This window comes from Ensifer sp. GW821-FHT05G01 (assembly GCF_059419585.1).
Genome location: NZ_JBWKSC010000012.1, coordinates 107,463 through 122,368, shown reverse-complemented (window position 1 = coordinate 122,368; position 14,906 = coordinate 107,463). Strand labels below are relative to the sequence as shown.

General features: G+C 61.8%; 13 protein-coding genes. 11 read left to right on the top strand and 2 right to left on the bottom strand.

What is annotated here, in order from left to right; genetic code table 11:
* Window positions 1–16: 16 nt before the first annotated feature.
* Window positions 17–1,174, top strand: coding sequence for an aminodeoxychorismate synthase component I (locus tag AC07UR_RS25670; protein WP_209791596.1), 1,158 nt, complete (start codon window positions 17–19; stop codon window positions 1,172–1,174).
* Window positions 1,171–1,797, top strand: a complete 627-nt coding sequence (locus AC07UR_RS25665) for an aminotransferase class IV family protein (RefSeq protein ID WP_209791594.1) — start codon at window positions 1,171–1,173, stop codon at window positions 1,795–1,797. The genes AC07UR_RS25670 and AC07UR_RS25665 overlap by 4 nt, the downstream gene beginning before the upstream one ends.
* Here AC07UR_RS25665 and AC07UR_RS25660 read toward each other — a convergent pair.
* A complete protein-coding gene (locus AC07UR_RS25660) occupies window positions 1,762–2,712 on the bottom strand; it encodes a GGDEF domain-containing protein (protein WP_173423639.1) in 951 nt (316 codons plus the stop codon). The two genes, AC07UR_RS25665 and AC07UR_RS25660, sit on opposite strands and share 36 nt — an antisense overlap.
* 162 nt (window positions 2,713–2,874) lie before the next feature.
* Here AC07UR_RS25660 and AC07UR_RS25655 point away from each other — a divergent pair, with 162 nt between their 5' ends.
* The 8 genes from AC07UR_RS25655 to AC07UR_RS25620 all read left to right on the top strand — a co-directional run bounded on the left by AC07UR_RS25655 (window position 2,875) and on the right by AC07UR_RS25620 (window position 12,280).
* Complete coding sequence (locus AC07UR_RS25655; RefSeq protein ID WP_412728401.1) at window positions 2,875–3,753, top strand: heme-dependent oxidative N-demethylase family protein; 879 nt, start codon at window positions 2,875–2,877, stop codon at window positions 3,751–3,753.
* A gap of 143 nt (window positions 3,754–3,896) precedes the next feature.
* A complete protein-coding gene (locus tag AC07UR_RS25650) occupies window positions 3,897–5,348 on the top strand; it encodes a homospermidine synthase (RefSeq protein ID WP_115419241.1) in 1,452 nt (483 codons plus the stop codon).
* A 171-nt stretch (window positions 5,349–5,519) separates the two neighbouring features.
* Window positions 5,520–5,888, top strand: coding sequence for an outer membrane lipoprotein Omp10 (gene omp10 / locus AC07UR_RS25645; protein WP_173423641.1), 369 nt, complete (start codon window positions 5,520–5,522; stop codon window positions 5,886–5,888).
* A gap of 231 nt (window positions 5,889–6,119) precedes the next feature.
* Complete coding sequence (locus AC07UR_RS25640) at window positions 6,120–7,994, top strand: bifunctional metallophosphatase/5'-nucleotidase (protein WP_209791592.1); 1,875 nt, start codon at window positions 6,120–6,122, stop codon at window positions 7,992–7,994.
* A gap of 121 nt (window positions 7,995–8,115) precedes the next feature.
* Window positions 8,116–9,147, top strand: coding sequence for a ferrochelatase (hemH, locus tag AC07UR_RS25635; protein ID WP_173423808.1), 1,032 nt, complete (start codon window positions 8,116–8,118; stop codon window positions 9,145–9,147).
* Between the two features lie 102 nt (window positions 9,148–9,249).
* A complete protein-coding gene (locus tag AC07UR_RS25630; protein WP_173423809.1) occupies window positions 9,250–10,236 on the top strand; it encodes an SPFH domain-containing protein in 987 nt (328 codons plus the stop codon).
* Window positions 10,237–10,239: 3 nt separating this feature from the next.
* Window positions 10,240–10,698, top strand: coding sequence for an NfeD family protein (locus tag AC07UR_RS25625; protein ID WP_173423643.1), 459 nt, complete (start codon window positions 10,240–10,242; stop codon window positions 10,696–10,698).
* Between the two features lie 202 nt (window positions 10,699–10,900).
* Entirely contained in the window at window positions 10,901–12,280 is a 1,380-nt protein-coding gene (locus tag AC07UR_RS25620) for an outer membrane beta-barrel protein (protein WP_234941983.1), read from the top strand.
* Between the two features lie 101 nt (window positions 12,281–12,381).
* On the opposite strand, the gene galU is transcribed toward AC07UR_RS25620, so the two are convergent.
* Window positions 12,382–13,269, bottom strand: coding sequence for a UTP--glucose-1-phosphate uridylyltransferase GalU (galU, locus tag AC07UR_RS25615; RefSeq protein ID WP_173423645.1), 888 nt, complete (start codon window positions 13,267–13,269; stop codon window positions 12,382–12,384).
* A 393-nt stretch (window positions 13,270–13,662) separates the two neighbouring features.
* On the opposite strand from galU, the gene AC07UR_RS25610 reads away from it, so the two are divergent.
* A complete protein-coding gene (locus AC07UR_RS25610; protein ID WP_173423646.1) occupies window positions 13,663–14,883 on the top strand; it encodes a lytic murein transglycosylase in 1,221 nt (406 codons plus the stop codon).
* The last annotated feature ends 23 nt before the right edge of the window (window positions 14,884–14,906 follow it).

The window sequence follows — 14,906 nt, the reverse complement described above, 5'->3', positions numbered from 1 at the left end:
CAGCAAAGCGGCATCGATGAACGAAAATGCACCCTATGTGCTTTTCCGGGACGACAGTGAAAACCGGACCACGGTTTTCACTGATCCGGAGCGCATCGTCACGGCGCGGACCAAGGCCGAATTCCACCGTGGCCTTGCCGAGCTCGAACGTGCCCACGCGGCCGGCAAATGGATTGCCGGCTTCATGGCCTACGAGGCCGGCCATCTGTTCGAGGAGAAGCTCACCCCCTTTGCCGAGGAGGATCGCGAAACGCCGTTGATGTCCTTCGGCATCTTCGACGCACCGAGCGACGACCATCCGCTCGCCGAACCGCAACGCCGGATCGAGAACGAGCCTTTTCTTGCCGAACCGCGTGCCGCCTGGGATTTTCCCACCTATCGCGAGCGGTTCGGGCGCCTGCATCAGCACCTGCGCCAGGGCGATTGTTATCAGGCGAACCTGACCATGCCGATCCGCGCCCGCTGGTCCGGCGACCCGCGGGCCGCCTTCTGGTCGCTCATCGAGCGTCAGCCGGTCAAGTACGGCGCCCTCGTGGCGCTGGATGGCCCGATCCTCGTCTCGCGCTCGCCCGAGCTTTTCTTCCGCGTTGATGCTGAGCGATGGATCGAAACGCATCCGATGAAGGGCACGGCGAAACGTGGTGCTTCGGCAGAGGAAGATGCCGAGATCATCGCCGCGATGCGCGCCGACGAGAAGACGCAGGCCGAGAACCGCATGATCGTCGACCTCCTGCGCAATGACATCTCGCGCATCACCGAGGTCGGAACGCTCGACGTGCCGAAACTCTTCGACATCGAGACCTATCCGACCGTTCATCAGATGGTCAGCCATGTCCGGGCGAAACTGCGACCTGATGTCGGCATCACCGATATCTTCACGGCGCTCTTTCCCTGCGGCTCGATCACCGGCGCGCCGAAGATGCGGGCAATGGAAATCCTGCACGATCTCGAAGACGGCCCGCGTGATGCCTATTGCGGTGCGATCGGTTTCATCGCGCCGAACGGCGTCATGCGCTTCAGCGTCGCGATCCGCACCATCTCGCTGTTTGCCGACGGCGAGGCCGTGTTCAATGTTGGCGGCGGCATCGTCTTTGATTCCAGCGCCCAGTCCGAATATGACGAATGCCTGCTCAAGGCGCGCTTCGCCATCGGCGATGCCGAGATCGCCCGATGACGGAGTTCTCGCTGATCGAGACGTTGCGCTACGAGCCCGATGACGGCTTCGTCCGGTTGAGATTGCATCTCGCCCGCCTGGAGCGGTCGGCGCGCAGACTGGGTTTTTCCGGCCACGACCGGGCGCAGGCAGAGCTGCAGAAGGCCGTCGAGGGCGCGACTGTTCCCCTGCGCATAAGGTTGACGCTCGACCGGCATGGCGCAATCGCCGTGACCACGGCAGCTTTCACGCCTCTTGCTGCAGACACAGTCTGGCGCGTGCGTCTCGCTGAGACGCCGCTCTCGTCCGAAGACAAGCTCCTGCGGGTCAAGACCACGCGGCGTGGCGTCTATGAGGCGGCGCGCGGCGAGTATCCGGTATCGGAGGTCGACGAAGTTCTCCTTCTCAATGAGAAGGGCGAGGTGTGCGAGGGGACGATCACCTCGATCTTCCTCGACGACGGCAGCGGCACGCTGAAAACGCCGCCGATCGCCTGCGGGCTCCTGGCCGGCGTGCTCAGGACCGAACTCATCTGCCAGCGGCAGGCGCGCGTCGCCCGCCTGTCACCAGACGATCTGGCACGCGGCCAACTCTATGTCGGCAATTCGCTACGGGGCCTGATCCGGGCGAAGCTCGGGGTCTGAGCCCGGCAGGGTATAGCGCTTCACCCGGTCGCGCCCGTCGCGCTTGGCGAGGTAAAGCGCCTCGTCGGCGCGCGCATAGATGTCCTTGACGCCGTCGCCTTCCCGGTACTCGGCCAGCCCCACCGAACAGGTGTAGTAGAACTCCGGAATGCTCGCGAGCGGCCTGGCGCTGCGCACCTTGTCGAGCAGGCGGTCGAGGATCATGTTGCCTTCGCTGATCGTGGTGTCGGGCAGGATCAGCATGAACTCTTCGCCGCCGATGCGGCCGAAGCAATCGGAGCGGCGCACGAATTCCTGCATCTGGCGGGCAAAATCGAGCAGCACCTCGTCACCCTGATGGTGGCCGTAGCGGTCGTTGATCGCCTTGAAATAGTCGATGTCGATGATGGCGACGCAGCCCCACATATGCGGGTTCTGGGCGCAATTGGCGATGAACTCGCCGAGCCGCCCCATGGTGTGGCGCCGGTTGGGAACATTGGTCAGTTCGTCGACCTGCGAGGCCCTGAGCGCGAAATCGCGGTCCTGGCGCAAGGCACGCTCCTCGACGCGGACGGTCGTGATGTCGACGGCAACGCACAGCATGTGTCCCTTGGCATCGACGGTTTCCGTCATCCATAGCCAGCGGCCGTCATGCAGGTCGGTCTCCATCGCCCGAAACGGAACCTTGCCGCGCCGATGCATTGTCGATGCTATCCAGCCTTCGATGTCGTTGGTCGAAAGAACCGTGCCACGACTGGCCGCGTGGTTGCGCCGCATGATGTCGGCCCAGGTCGGCGTCTCCTCCGCGTCGACGAAATAGGCGGCGCGAAAAGCCTCGTTGGCAAATTGCAGCCGGTCGTGCTGATCGTAGAGAGCCATCAGCACGGGCGTTTGGGCCTGCAGGCCCATGAGAGTCTTGATGTGGTCGCCGGTCACGTTCAGTCTGCAACGCCTCCAGGTCGGGCAAGGAAACAACAATCATGGCGCGTAGCGGATGATTGTATGAAAGCTATAGCACGAAGTGCTTGTGACAAGCTTCGGCCCATGCGAAACGAAAGGTATTATGGTTAAATCGCGAGAATGATCCGGTCATCGCGCATGAAACACACGCCCTACGACGGTTCCTCCAAGCCCTTTACCATCGGCCTCACCCAACTTGATCCCGATCGCTGGATCGAGCCGGACGACCAGCTACAGCACTATCTCGACCAGAAAGCCCAGCTGCTCGCGCAGTCGCGCGATACCGTTTTCGTTACCGAAAACGGGACGCAGCAGGCGCAGAGCGAAGTGTTGCAGACCCTCTGCGAGTATCTGCCGGCACGATATCCCGGCCTCTACTGTCAAGATGGCGATGCCATGATGGTCGGCGGGCGACGGGTGGCGCTGTCGGGCGACGACCCGCTTGTGATTGCTGGCTCGCTCATTCAGGACGATCTGGCGATCATGCAGCGCGGCGATCGCGGCTGGCGCCTGGGCGCTGCCTATATCGCTTTCCCCTCATCCTGGTCGCTCGCGGAAAAGTTCGGGCGCACGATGGATGAGATCCACGCCCCGGTTCCCGGTTTCGAGCACGGCACGCGCAATGCCGAACTCATCGCCCGCATGTTCGACAACCTGCCGCCCGGCCGTTTCGTCGAGCGCTTCAACTGGGCTGTCAATGTCGATGGTTCCCTGCATCTGCCCAAGTCGAAATCCGAAAGCCACTCGGCAACCGCCATCGGCCTGACCGAAGAAAGCGCGTTCATCCGCATCGAGCGCCAGACGCTCAGAAAACTGCCCCAGACCGGCGCAATCGTCTTCACCATCCGCATCTATTCCGACCCTCTGGCTCTTTTGCGACAGAGGGATGATGCCGCCACGCTGGCCCTTTCCTTCGTCGAACAATTGCGCGCGCTCGACCTGCCGCAGGCGGCCTACAAGGGCCTCGTCAGCAAGCGCGATGCCCTGATTTCGGCCCTACTGTCCATCGCTGGTTAAACAATATCGCAGATCAGCGTTGACCCGCCGGCCCTTTATTGTGACAGCAAACTGTGCTCTAGGGCCTATCACACGGCGCGAGCCTCATTTTCAGACACTTTCAACACCGTCTCAGGGAAAGTTTCCTCAGGAGTAAGACCAAAATGGCAGACACCACCTATCCGGTTTACGGCGAGATCACCGGCCCGATCGTCATGATCGGCTTCGGTTCGATCGGCCGCGGCACCTTGCCGTTGATCGAGCGCCACTTCAAATACGACAAGAACCGGTTGATCGTGATCGAGCCCCGTGAGGATGCTGCCGACAACGAGATCTTCGAGCGCCACGGCGTGCGCCACGTTCGCGCGCATGTGACGAAGGACAACTACAAGGAACTCCTGAAGCCGCTTCTGACCGAAGGCGAAGGCCAGGGCTTCTGCGTCAACCTGTCGGTGGACACCGGTTCGGTCGACCTGATCAAGATGTGCCGCAAGCTCGACGTTCTCTACATCGACACGGTCGTCGAGCCGTGGCTCGGCTTCTACTTCGATGCCGAAATGGACAATGCCTCGCGCACCAACTACGCCCTGCGCGAAACGCTGCGCAAGGAAAAAGAAAAGAACCCGGGCGGCACCACGGCCGTTTCGACCTGCGGCGCCAACCCGGGCATGGTCTCGTGGTTCGTCAAACAGGGCCTCTTGAACCTCGCCAACGATCTCGGCGTGAAGTTCGACGAGCCGCATCAGGATGACCGCGAAGGCTGGGCCAAGCTGATGAAGAAGGTCGGCGTCAAGGGCATTCACATCGCCGAGCGCGACACCCAGCTGACCAAGAAGCCGAAGCCGCTCAACGTCTTCTGGAACACCTGGTCGGTCGAAGGCTTCATCTCCGAAGGTCTGCAGCCGGCCGAACTCGGCTGGGGCACCCACGAGAACTGGATGCCGAAGAACGCCAAGAAGCACAAGAAGGGCTGCAAGGCCGCCATCTATCTGGAGCAGCCGGGCGCCAACACCCGCGTGCGCAGCTGGTGCCCGACGCCGGGCCCGCAGTATGGCTTCCTCGTCACTCACAACGAGTCGATCTCGATCGCCGACTTCTTCACCGTGCGCGACAAGGACGGCGAAGTCACCTATCGCCCGACCTGCCACTATGCCTACCATCCGGCCAACGATGCCGTGCTGTCGCTGCACGAAATGTTCGGCAATGGCGGCAATGCGCAGCCGGTCCATCACGTTCTCGACGAGAAGGAACTCGTTGAAGGCGTCGACGAACTGGGCGTGCTGCTCTACGGCCACGACAAGAATGCCTACTGGTTCGGCTCGCGCCTGTCTCTGGAAGAGACCCGCCGCATCGCCCCCTACCAGAACGCCACCGGTCTGCAGGTCACCTCTGCGGTTCTGGCCGGCATGGTCTGGGCGATCGAGAACCCGAAGGCCGGCATCGTTGAAGCCGACGAGGTGGACTACAAGCGCTGCCTCGAAGTGCAGCTGCCCTATCTCGGCCCGGTCGAAGGCCACTACACCGACTGGACCCCGCTCGACGGTCGCCCGGGCCTGTTCCCGGAAGACATCGACACCAAGGATCCCTGGCAGTTCAAGAACATCCTCGTTCGCTAAACCGCTGACATTACGAAGCATACGGCCCGGGGCATTTTCGCCCCGGGCTTTTTTTGTCCATATGGGAAAAGCCCGGCACGCCGGCCCGACCGCTCTTGCTTTCAACTCTTGATCGCGGCATGGTTCGGCGAAATGAAACGGACGCTCGGCACCAAGCGAGGGAAATCGCCAATGAAGCCATTCGCAATTCTGACCCTTCTCGCGACCGCCGCGGCCCTGGCATCCTGCCAGTCGTCGCCCCGGGAAGTTGGAGGGGCACCGCCCGCTCGCCAGGCATCGGGTGTCGAAGGCTCATGGACGGATCCGAATGGCATCGTGTCGACCTTTGCAGGCGGCACCTTCTCGACCCGCACGACCGACAGCAACCAGTTGCTGGCTTCCGGCAACTACGTCAAGCTGAGCCCGACACTCGTCGAGATCAACATGACCTCGCTGGTGCGCAACACCCAATCCAAGGTCAATTGCGCGCTGGTCACCCAGAGCCAGCTCAACTGCACCACCGATGCCGGCGCCCAGTTCTCGCTGGCGCGACGCGGCTGAGACTGTCTTCGGCACACAAATCAAAGCCTCCGCAAGGGGGCTTTTTTTGTTGCTGTTGTATGACTTAACCCTAGTTGCAGATCCGGCAACCGGAGGATGGCTTTAACGCTTGAACTCGCCCCGAAGTGATGAAAACATCCGCCCCGGCAAAGCCACCCCGGCTGTGGGGACCAGATCCGTAACCCGGATCCGCGATCGGCCGGAAGACAACAGGCAAAACAGGAGAACATCATGATCAGACACATGCGGACCGGCCTGATGACCGCGTCCATTTTTGCCCTCTCCTCGGGCGCAGCCTTCGCCGATTATGAACTGAACATCCTGCACATCAACGATCTCCACTCCCGCATCGAATCGATCAACAAGTTCGATTCGACCTGCTCGGCTGAGGAGGAAGGCAAGAACGAGTGCTTCGGCGGTGTTGCACGCCTGAAGTCCCTGATCGACCAGAAGCGCCAGGACCTGTCGGGCAAGAACGTCTTGCTCCTGAACGCCGGCGACAACTTCCAGGGTTCGCTGTTCTTCACTACCTACAAGGGGCTGGCTGAAGCCGAATTCCTCAACCTGATGAAGTTCGACGCCATGACCGTCGGCAACCATGAGTTTGACGAGAGCGAGGATGGCCTTGTCGGCTTCCTCGAAAAGGTCGAATTCCCCGTCGTCACCGCCAACGTGCTGCCGAGCTACAAGTCGAAGATCGGCGACCGGATCAAGCCGTCGATCGTTCTGGAAGTGGGTGGTCAGAAGGTCGGCATCGTCGGCGCCGTGGCCAACGACACGCCTGAGCTTTCCTCACCCGGCCCGGACATCCTGATCGGCGACGACGTCGCCACCACAACCGCCGCGGTCGAGGAGCTGAAGAAGCAGGGCGTCGACAAGATCATCGCGCTCACCCACGTCGGCTACCCGCGCGACCTTGCGGCGATCGCCAAGATCCCCGATGTCGACGTCGTTGTCGGCGGCCACTCGCACAGCCTGCTCTCGAACACCGACGAAAAGGCCGAAGGCCCCTACCCGACGATGGTCGACAACCCCGGCGGCTACAAGGTCCCCGTCGTCCAGGCCGCCTCCTATTCGAAGTATCTCGGCGACCTCGTCGTCACCTTCGACGACAAGGGCGTGGTGAAGGCCGCCAAGGGCGACCCAATCCTGGTCGACAGCTCGATCAAGCCGGATCAGTCGGTACTGACCCGCGTCGCCGAACTCGCCAAGCCGATCGAGGAACTCCGCTCCAAGATCATCGGCAAGACCGAAGCGCCGATCGATGGTTCGCGTGACAATTGCCGCGCCAAGGAATGCGAAATGGGCAGCCTCGTCGCCGACGCCATGCTTGACCGCGTCAAGGGCCAGGGCGTGACGATCGCCATCACCAATGGCGGCGGCCTGCGCGCCTCGATCGATGCCGGCGACGTCTCGATGGGCGAAGCGATCACCGTGCTGCCGTTCCAGAACACGGTTGCGACGTTCCAGCTGAAGGGCGCCGACATCCAGACAGCGCTCGAGAATGGCCTGAGCAAGCTCGAAGAGGCGGGTGGCCGCTTCCCGCAGGTCGCCGGCCTGAAGTATTCCTTCGACCGCTCGAAGCCGGTCGGCAGCCGTGTCGTCTCGGTAGAGGTGAAGGACGGAGAGGCTTACGGTCCGCTCGATCCGGCCAAGACCTATTCGCTCGTCACCAACAACTACATGCGCAATGGCGGCGACGGCTACGACGTGTTCAAGACCAAGGGCGAGAATGCCTATGATTACGGTCCGGGTCTCGAAACCGTTCTGGCCGACTATCTTGCCGCTCACCAGCCGTTCAAGCCCTATACCGATGGCCGCATCACCGAGGTCGCTGCCGCCGCCGGCGCAACGACCGAGGCACCGGCAACGGAAGCCAAGCCGGCGACCGATGCAACGGCAACGCAGCCTGCAGCCGGTGCCGCCGCGACCACGCCGGCCTCCGGTCCGCAGAAGCACGTGATCGCCAAGGGCGACACGCTTTGGGATCTCGCCAAGGCGTTCTACGGCGATGGTGCCCTCTGGGCGAAGATCTCGGCTGCCAACGGCAAGCCGGCCCCGCGCCATCTGCATGTCGGCACCGAACTGGAGATTCCGGCAAAATAAGACAATTTGCCTCTGCTTCGGATGCCGGCGCGGGCTTCCCCGCGCCGGCATTTCTTTTTAGAAGGACATGAACCGAAGACCATGTCCCGACGTATAAGGGCCCATGAGGACCGATATGATGATGCCACTCGCCGAGACCGCTCCCGCCAACCACCCGCCCGTCAAGTCCGGAAAGGTCGGCGTGCTGCTCGTCAATCTCGGCACGCCCGATGGTACCGACTACACGTCGATGCGCCGCTATCTCAGAGAGTTCCTGAGCGACCGCCGCGTCATCGAATGGTCGCGGCTGTTCTGGTATCCGATCCTCTACGGCATCGTTCTCAACACCCGCCCCGGCAAGGTCGGCAAAGCCTATGAGATGATCTGGAACAAGGATCTGAACGAGAGCTATCTGCGCACCTACACCCGCAACCAGGCGACCTTGATGGCCAAGACCTTCGCCGATCAGCCGCATATCGTGGTGGATTGGGGCATGCGCTACGGCCAGCCTTCGATTGCCTCGCGGATGGAGGCGCTGCAGAAGGCCGGATGCGAGCGCATCCTGGTGTTCCCGCTCTATCCGCAATACGCCGCGGCAACCACCGCCACCGTCAACGACAAGGCATTCGAGGCGCTGCTCAAGATGCGCTGGCAACCGGCCTTGCGCACCGTGCCGCCCTATCATGACGATCCTGTCTATATCGACGCTCTCGCCAGTTCGATCACCCGGCACCTGGCGACGCTCGACTGGGAGCCGGAAGTGGTGCTCACCTCCTTCCATGGCATCCCGAAGAGCTACTTCGACAAGGGCGATCCCTATTATTGCCAGTGCCAGAAGACCGCGCGCCTGCTGCGCGAAAAGCTCGGCTGGTCGAAGGACAAGCTGCAAGTCACCTTCCAGTCCCGCTTCGGTCCCGAAGAATGGCTGCAGCCCTATACCGACAAGACAGTCGAGAAGCTGGCTCAGGACGGCATCAAGCGCATCGCGGTGATCAACCCCGGCTTTGTATCCGACTGTCTGGAAACGCTCGAGGAGATCGCCGAGCAGGCGGCCGAAAGCTTCCATCACAATGGCGGCGAGAAATTCGCGCACATTCCCTGCCTCAACGACAGCGAAGAGGGCATGACGGTTCTCGAACACGTCGTGCGCCGGGAGCTAAGCGGCTGGCTTTGAAGCCGAAATCTGTGGCAGCCGGTTGAATTCGACTGACCGATCCCCACGTCTGGGTTAGAGTGCCACTCTCAAACTGGGGTTGTGATCATGGCGGACTTGTCGTTGGGCGGTATGGATATTGCGGTCATCGCATTTGTGGTCCTCGTCGTTCTGGTTCTCTTTGCCGGAATCAAGACGGTGCCGCAGGGCTATCGCTACACGGTTGAGCGCTTCGGCCGTTATACCAAGACGATGGAACCGGGCCTCAACATCATCGTCCCGTTCATCGACCGCATCGGCGCCAAGATGAACGTGATGGAGCAGGTCCTCGATGTTCCGACTCAAGAAGTCATCACCAAGGACAATGCCAGCGTTTCGGCCGATGCGGTCGCCTTCTATCAGGTGCTGAACGCAGCCCAGGCTGCCTACCAGGTGTCGGATCTCCAGAACGCCATTCTTAACCTGACGATGACCAACATCCGCTCGGTCATGGGCTCCATGGACCTTGACGAGCTGCTGTCGAACCGTGACACCATCAACGAGAAGCTGCTGCGCGTCGTCGATGACGCCGCCAACCCCTGGGGCATCAAGATCACCCGCGTCGAAATTAAGGACATCGCGCCACCGAAGGACCTCGTCGATGCCATGGCGCGACAGATGAAGGCCGAGCGCGAGAAGCGCGCCCAGGTGCTGGAAGCCGAAGGTTCGAGAAACGCCCAGATCCTGCGTGCCGAAGGTGCCAAGCAGTCGGCGATCCTGCAGGCCGAAGGCCAGCGCGAGGCCGCCTTCCGCGACGCTGAGGCGCGCGAACGTCTGGCGGAAGCCGAGGCCAAGGCAACGCAGATGGTGTCGGCCGCGATTGCTGCCGGCGATGTCCAGGCGATCAACTACTTCGTCGCCCAGAAATACACCGAAGCGCTCGCCGCGATCGGCACTGCCAACAATCAGAAGATCGTCCTGATGCCGATGGAAGCGTCAGCCCTGATCGGGTCGCTCGGCGGCATCGGCGCGATCGCCAAGGAAGTGTTCGGCGACAATCAAGCGCCCGCCGCCCGTCAGCGCCCAACGACGACCCCGCGCACCGGCCCGTTCGAACCCCAGGGGAAATAAGCGATGGTCCAGCGCATCATCCTTGAACTCGGCCCCTGGAGCTGGTGGGTTCTCGGACTTGTCCTGCTGGCCGCCGAAGTCGTTGCACCAGGTGTCTTCCTCATCTGGATCGCGATTGCCGCGCTGATCACCGGCGCGCTGTCGCTGTTGCTGTGGGACACGATCGTGTGGGGCTGGCAGGTCCAGTTCGTCGTCTTTGCGCTTCTGTCGATCATCTCCGTCCTCCTCGGACGTCATTTCGTCTCGTCGTCCGCCAGGGAGACGGACGAGCCCCTGCTCAATCAGCGGGCACAGAGCCTCGTCGGCCGAACGGCCGTGCTTGAAAAGCCGATCGCCGAAGGTCACGGACGGGTGCGGCTGGACGATACGATCTGGATCGTCGAAGGCCCGGATCTGCCCGCCGGCACGCGCGTGCGCATCGTGGCCAGCCATGGACGCAGCCTGACGGTCGAAAGCGCCTAAGGCCCGCGGGCGCATTCGAAGCGGCTCTTCATCGAAGCATTGCCATCTTCCCGTCACTAAAGGGTTTTTCCCGTTTGGAAACGATTGGTTAACCACGCGGCTTTACGATTGCGAAAGGATTGCAATCAGGCTCGCGGACAAACGGCAGATGGTGCCAGACGACTTATGCTCGACCGGAAGACACGCCCGGCGTTTTACGCTGATGGCGTTGTTGCTGGCTGGCACGGCGCTTGCCGCTCCGCTGTCGTCGCACGCCCAGACCGTCGCCAATTCCACGCCCCCTGGCGTCGTTGCACCCGGCACCGCGACCACGATGCCGGCGATATCGGATCCGCAGACGACGGGTGCCGTCAGCACTGATGACCTGTCACCGGCTTCCGATGAAGATCTCATCCGCCTCAACCGTCGCGAACCAACAATCGACGGATTGCGGACGCGAATAGATCCGGATGAAGAAAGGGCGACCGGCGTTCGCATCGGCACCTTCACCCTTCGGCCTGAGATCGGCGAAACGCTGAACCATGAATGGCGCAAGGACGGCGATACCAAGCAGAACCGCGGCTACCTGGAAACCGGCATCCGCGGCACGTTAACGTCTGACTGGTCCCGCCACGCACTGACGGTCACCGGCGCCGGCGTCATACAAAACAACATTTCCGGCGAAGGCGAGGAAGAACCCCGCGCCGATATCCACGCGGAACTGCGCCTGGATCTCTGGGATGAAACCATTGCGCGCCTGCGGGCGGGCTACAGCTTCTACCGCGAAGACGCGGACGATCCGAATGCGATCTCCAATGCAAAGACCCAGTCAGGCGTCAACACCTATCGGCTGGGCGCCGCGATCGAGCGCGATTTCGGCCTCATCCGCGGCTCTGTCGGGCTCGATCTCGAACGGCAGACCTATGGTAACGTGGAACTGGAAAACGGCACGACGCTTTCCGTTGAAGACCGAAACCGCAACAGCGGTACCGTGACGGCACGGGTCGGTTACGAAATGTCGCCGGCCTTGATCCCGTTCATCGAGGCCGCGGTCGGCAGGTCGATCTACGATCTTCGCCAGGACACGCTCGGCTTCGAGCGATCCTATCAAAGCTACGCGACACGAGGCGGCCTGGAGGTCGACTTCGGCGAGAAGCTCAACGGCGAGATCGCTCTCGGCTACGAAACCTATAGCTTCGAGGATGATCGGTTGAGCGACGTCAGCGGCCTGTCGATCGACGGTCGCCTCGACTGGTCGCCGCAGCGCGGCACGGACGTCCTCTTCGGACTATCGACCGGTCTCAACCCGTCGACCACTGCGGGCGATTCCGGCTCGATCGACTACACCCTGCTCAACCTCATCACCCACGAGATGCGCTCGGATCTCGTCGCGCGACTGTCCAACACCCTGATCATCCGCAAATACCCCTCGGATAACCGCTCCTCCGACGAGACGACCTGGCGCACCGGGGCGGGCCTCACCTGGGACATGAACCGTTATCTCGCATTGACCGGCGACGTCAGCTATGAGCGCACCGTGCGCGACGTCGGCGATCCCACGGACATTACCCGCGTCGGCGTCGGTCTCGTCCTCAGGCGTTGAGCCAGGGGCCGGACCTTTCATGGCCGCGCGCCGGCGACAGTTTACAAAGAAAAGGCCGCGCCCCAACGGGACGCGGCCTTCGTGTTTCGGCGGAACCGAAATTACTTCAAGCTGCTGAGCAGCGCCTTGAGCGGACCCTCGACGGTCGGGCGGATATCGCCGCGTTCCAGCGCGAAGGCGACGTTGGCAAGGATGAAGCCATCCTTGGCGCCGCAGTCATAGGTTTCGCCACGGAAGTGATAGGCGGCGAACTGCTGGCTCTCGGAAAGCTTCAGCATGCCGTCGGTCAACTGGATCTCATTGCCGGCGCCGCGCTCCTGCTTTTCCAGGATCGGGAAGATCTCCGGCTGCAGGATGTAGCGGCCATTGATGAAGAAGTTCGACGGCGCCGTTCCCGGTGCGGGCTTTTCGACCATCTTGGTGATCTTGAAGCCGTCGCCGACCTTTTCGCCAACGCCGACGATGCCGTATTTATGGGCCTGATCCGGGGCACATTCCTCGACCGCGATGACATTGCCGCCGCTCTGCTCATAGAGTTCGACCATGCCCTTCAGGCAGCCCTTCTCGCCCTTCATGATCATGTCGGGCAGCAACAGCGCGAATGGTTCGTTGCCGACCAGTTCACGGGCGCACCAGACGGCATGGCCAAGGCCGAGCGGCGCCTGCTGGCGGGTGAAGCTGGTGGTGCCGGCCTTCGGCAGGATGTTGTCGAGAAGCTCGATCTCGATCTTCTTGTTGCGCTCGCGCAGCGTCTGGTCGAGTTCGACCTGGATGTCGAAATAGTCCTCGATGACGGCCTTGCTGCGGCCGGTGACGAAGATCAGATGCTCGATACCGGCTTCCATCGCCTCGTCGACCACATATTGAATGACCGGCTTGTCCACCACCGTCAGCATTTCCTTCGGCACGGCCTTGGTGGCCGGCAGGAAACGCGTGCCCAGACCAGCGACCGGGAACACGGCTTTGCGGACTTTACGCTTGTCGGTCATCGGTACCTCCTTCAATAGGATTTCAATCCTGAGTGTTGCTGTAGAAACCCTTAAAGCAAATCAATTTAAGGAATCGTCAGCGCTTTGCAGTGCGGCGGCAATCTCTACGTAACGATGTGAACGCACGCTGAACCGGGACAGAAAAAATGCGATTTGCGACCCCAACCGCATTTTCTTCCACGAGAAGACGCAATGGCCTTTTCATGGTAAAGGGTTTGTTGACCACGTTTCTGTAGATTCGTCCTAATCCGGCGCTGCATCGACTGCGGCCGGATCCGAGAACAGGAACCGCCGGCGGTCGACGAACCGCTGAGCTGGCTCCAGACTGCCACCATGCGGAGATGTCCCGGCTATGACGGCTGAGGCTCCGCAGAGAAACGGAACCGACAGCTGATGATCAGAAACCGCAGGACGTTTTTCCGTCATATCGCAGCCGCCTTCGTCCTATCCGCCGTCGCGCTTGGCACCTCCCCTGCGCGCGCCGATGCCGGATTTCAGAACTGGATCAACAACTTCTATGCCACGGCTGCAAAGAGCGGCATCACCCAGGCGACCTATCGCAAGGCTTTTGCCGGCGTGAAGACGCCGGATGCGGCCGTGATCGAAAAGGCCAATTACCAGCCTGAATTCAAGCACAAGATCTGGGAATACATCGATTCCCGCGTCAACCCCTACACCAAGCGCATCGGCCAGGAGATGGCCGCCAAGCATGCCCGCACGCTGAATTCAATCGAAAAGCACTTCGGCGTCGACAAGACGATCCTGCTGGCGATCTGGTCGATGGAATCGAACTACGGCGCCGTGCTCGAAAAGGACGACCGTCTGCACTACGTGCCGCGGGCGCTGGCGACCCTTGCCTATGCCGATCCCAAGCGCGCCAAATTCGCCAAGACACAGCTAATCGCCGCGCTGAAAATCCTGCAGAGCGGCGACATCACCCCGCGCGAGCTGACAGGCTCCTGGGCCGGCGCCATGGGGCACACGCAGTTCATCCCGACGAGCTATCTGCTCTACGCGATCGACGCTGATGGCAATGGCCATCGCGATATCTGGAACTCGGTGCCCGACGCGCTGGCGACGGCCGCCAACCTCCTGAAGAAGAACGGCTGGCAGCCGGGCGAAACCTGGGGCTACGAAGTCGCACCGCCGGCCAACGCCGCGAAATACTCGGGGCAGACGAAGACGCTTGCACAATGGGCAGCGCTCGGCTTCCTCAGGCCGAACGGCAAGGGCTTCCGCAATGGCAATTCACGCGCCGAACTGAAGCTGCCGAGCGGCGGTGACGGTCCGGGCTTCCTGATGACCAAGAACTTCTTCGTCATCAAGCGCTACAACGCGTCGGACAGCTACGCGCTCGGCGTCGGCCTTCTTGCCGACCAGATCGCCGGTTATGCCGGCATGCAGCAGCGTTGGCCGCGCCCGGACGGATCGCTCGACATCAGTGAAAAGTTCGAGTTGCAGAACCGCTTGAAGGAACTCGGCTATTACAGCGGCGAGGTCGATGGCAATTTCGGATCCGGCTCCAAGGCCGCCATCCAGGAATTCCAGTCGAAGAACGGCTTGGCGCCGGATGGTCAGCCGACGCAGCATCTGCTGCGCGCCCTGCGCAACTGACCCGCGTGCCCGAAACGCGACGG

What these genes read in the sequence shown, in the direction of transcription:
- AC07UR_RS25610 (WP_173423646.1), top strand. Translation starts at nt 13,663, where the DNA reads ATGATCAGAAACCGCAGGACGTTTTTCCGTCATATCGCAGCCGCCTTC.
- AC07UR_RS25665 (WP_209791594.1), top strand. Translation starts at nt 1,171, where the DNA reads ATGACGGAGTTCTCGCTGATCGAGACGTTGCGCTACGAGCCCGATGAC.
- AC07UR_RS25650 (WP_115419241.1), top strand. Translation starts at nt 3,897, where the DNA reads ATGGCAGACACCACCTATCCGGTTTACGGCGAGATCACCGGCCCGATC.
- hemH (WP_173423808.1), top strand. Translation starts at nt 8,116, where the DNA reads ATGCCACTCGCCGAGACCGCTCCCGCCAACCACCCGCCCGTCAAGTCC.
- AC07UR_RS25620 (WP_234941983.1), top strand. Translation starts at nt 10,901, where the DNA reads ATGGCGTTGTTGCTGGCTGGCACGGCGCTTGCCGCTCCGCTGTCGTCG.
- omp10 (WP_173423641.1), top strand. Translation starts at nt 5,520, where the DNA reads ATGAAGCCATTCGCAATTCTGACCCTTCTCGCGACCGCCGCGGCCCTG.
- AC07UR_RS25655 (WP_412728401.1), top strand. Translation starts at nt 2,875, where the DNA reads ATGAAACACACGCCCTACGACGGTTCCTCCAAGCCCTTTACCATCGGC.
- AC07UR_RS25640 (WP_209791592.1), top strand. Translation starts at nt 6,120, where the DNA reads ATGATCAGACACATGCGGACCGGCCTGATGACCGCGTCCATTTTTGCC.
- galU (WP_173423645.1), bottom strand. Translation starts at nt 13,269, where the DNA reads ATGACCGACAAGCGTAAAGTCCGCAAAGCCGTGTTCCCGGTCGCTGGT.
- AC07UR_RS25625 (WP_173423643.1), top strand. Translation starts at nt 10,240, where the DNA reads ATGGTCCAGCGCATCATCCTTGAACTCGGCCCCTGGAGCTGGTGGGTT.
- AC07UR_RS25670 (WP_209791596.1), top strand. Translation starts at nt 17, where the DNA reads ATGAACGAAAATGCACCCTATGTGCTTTTCCGGGACGACAGTGAAAAC.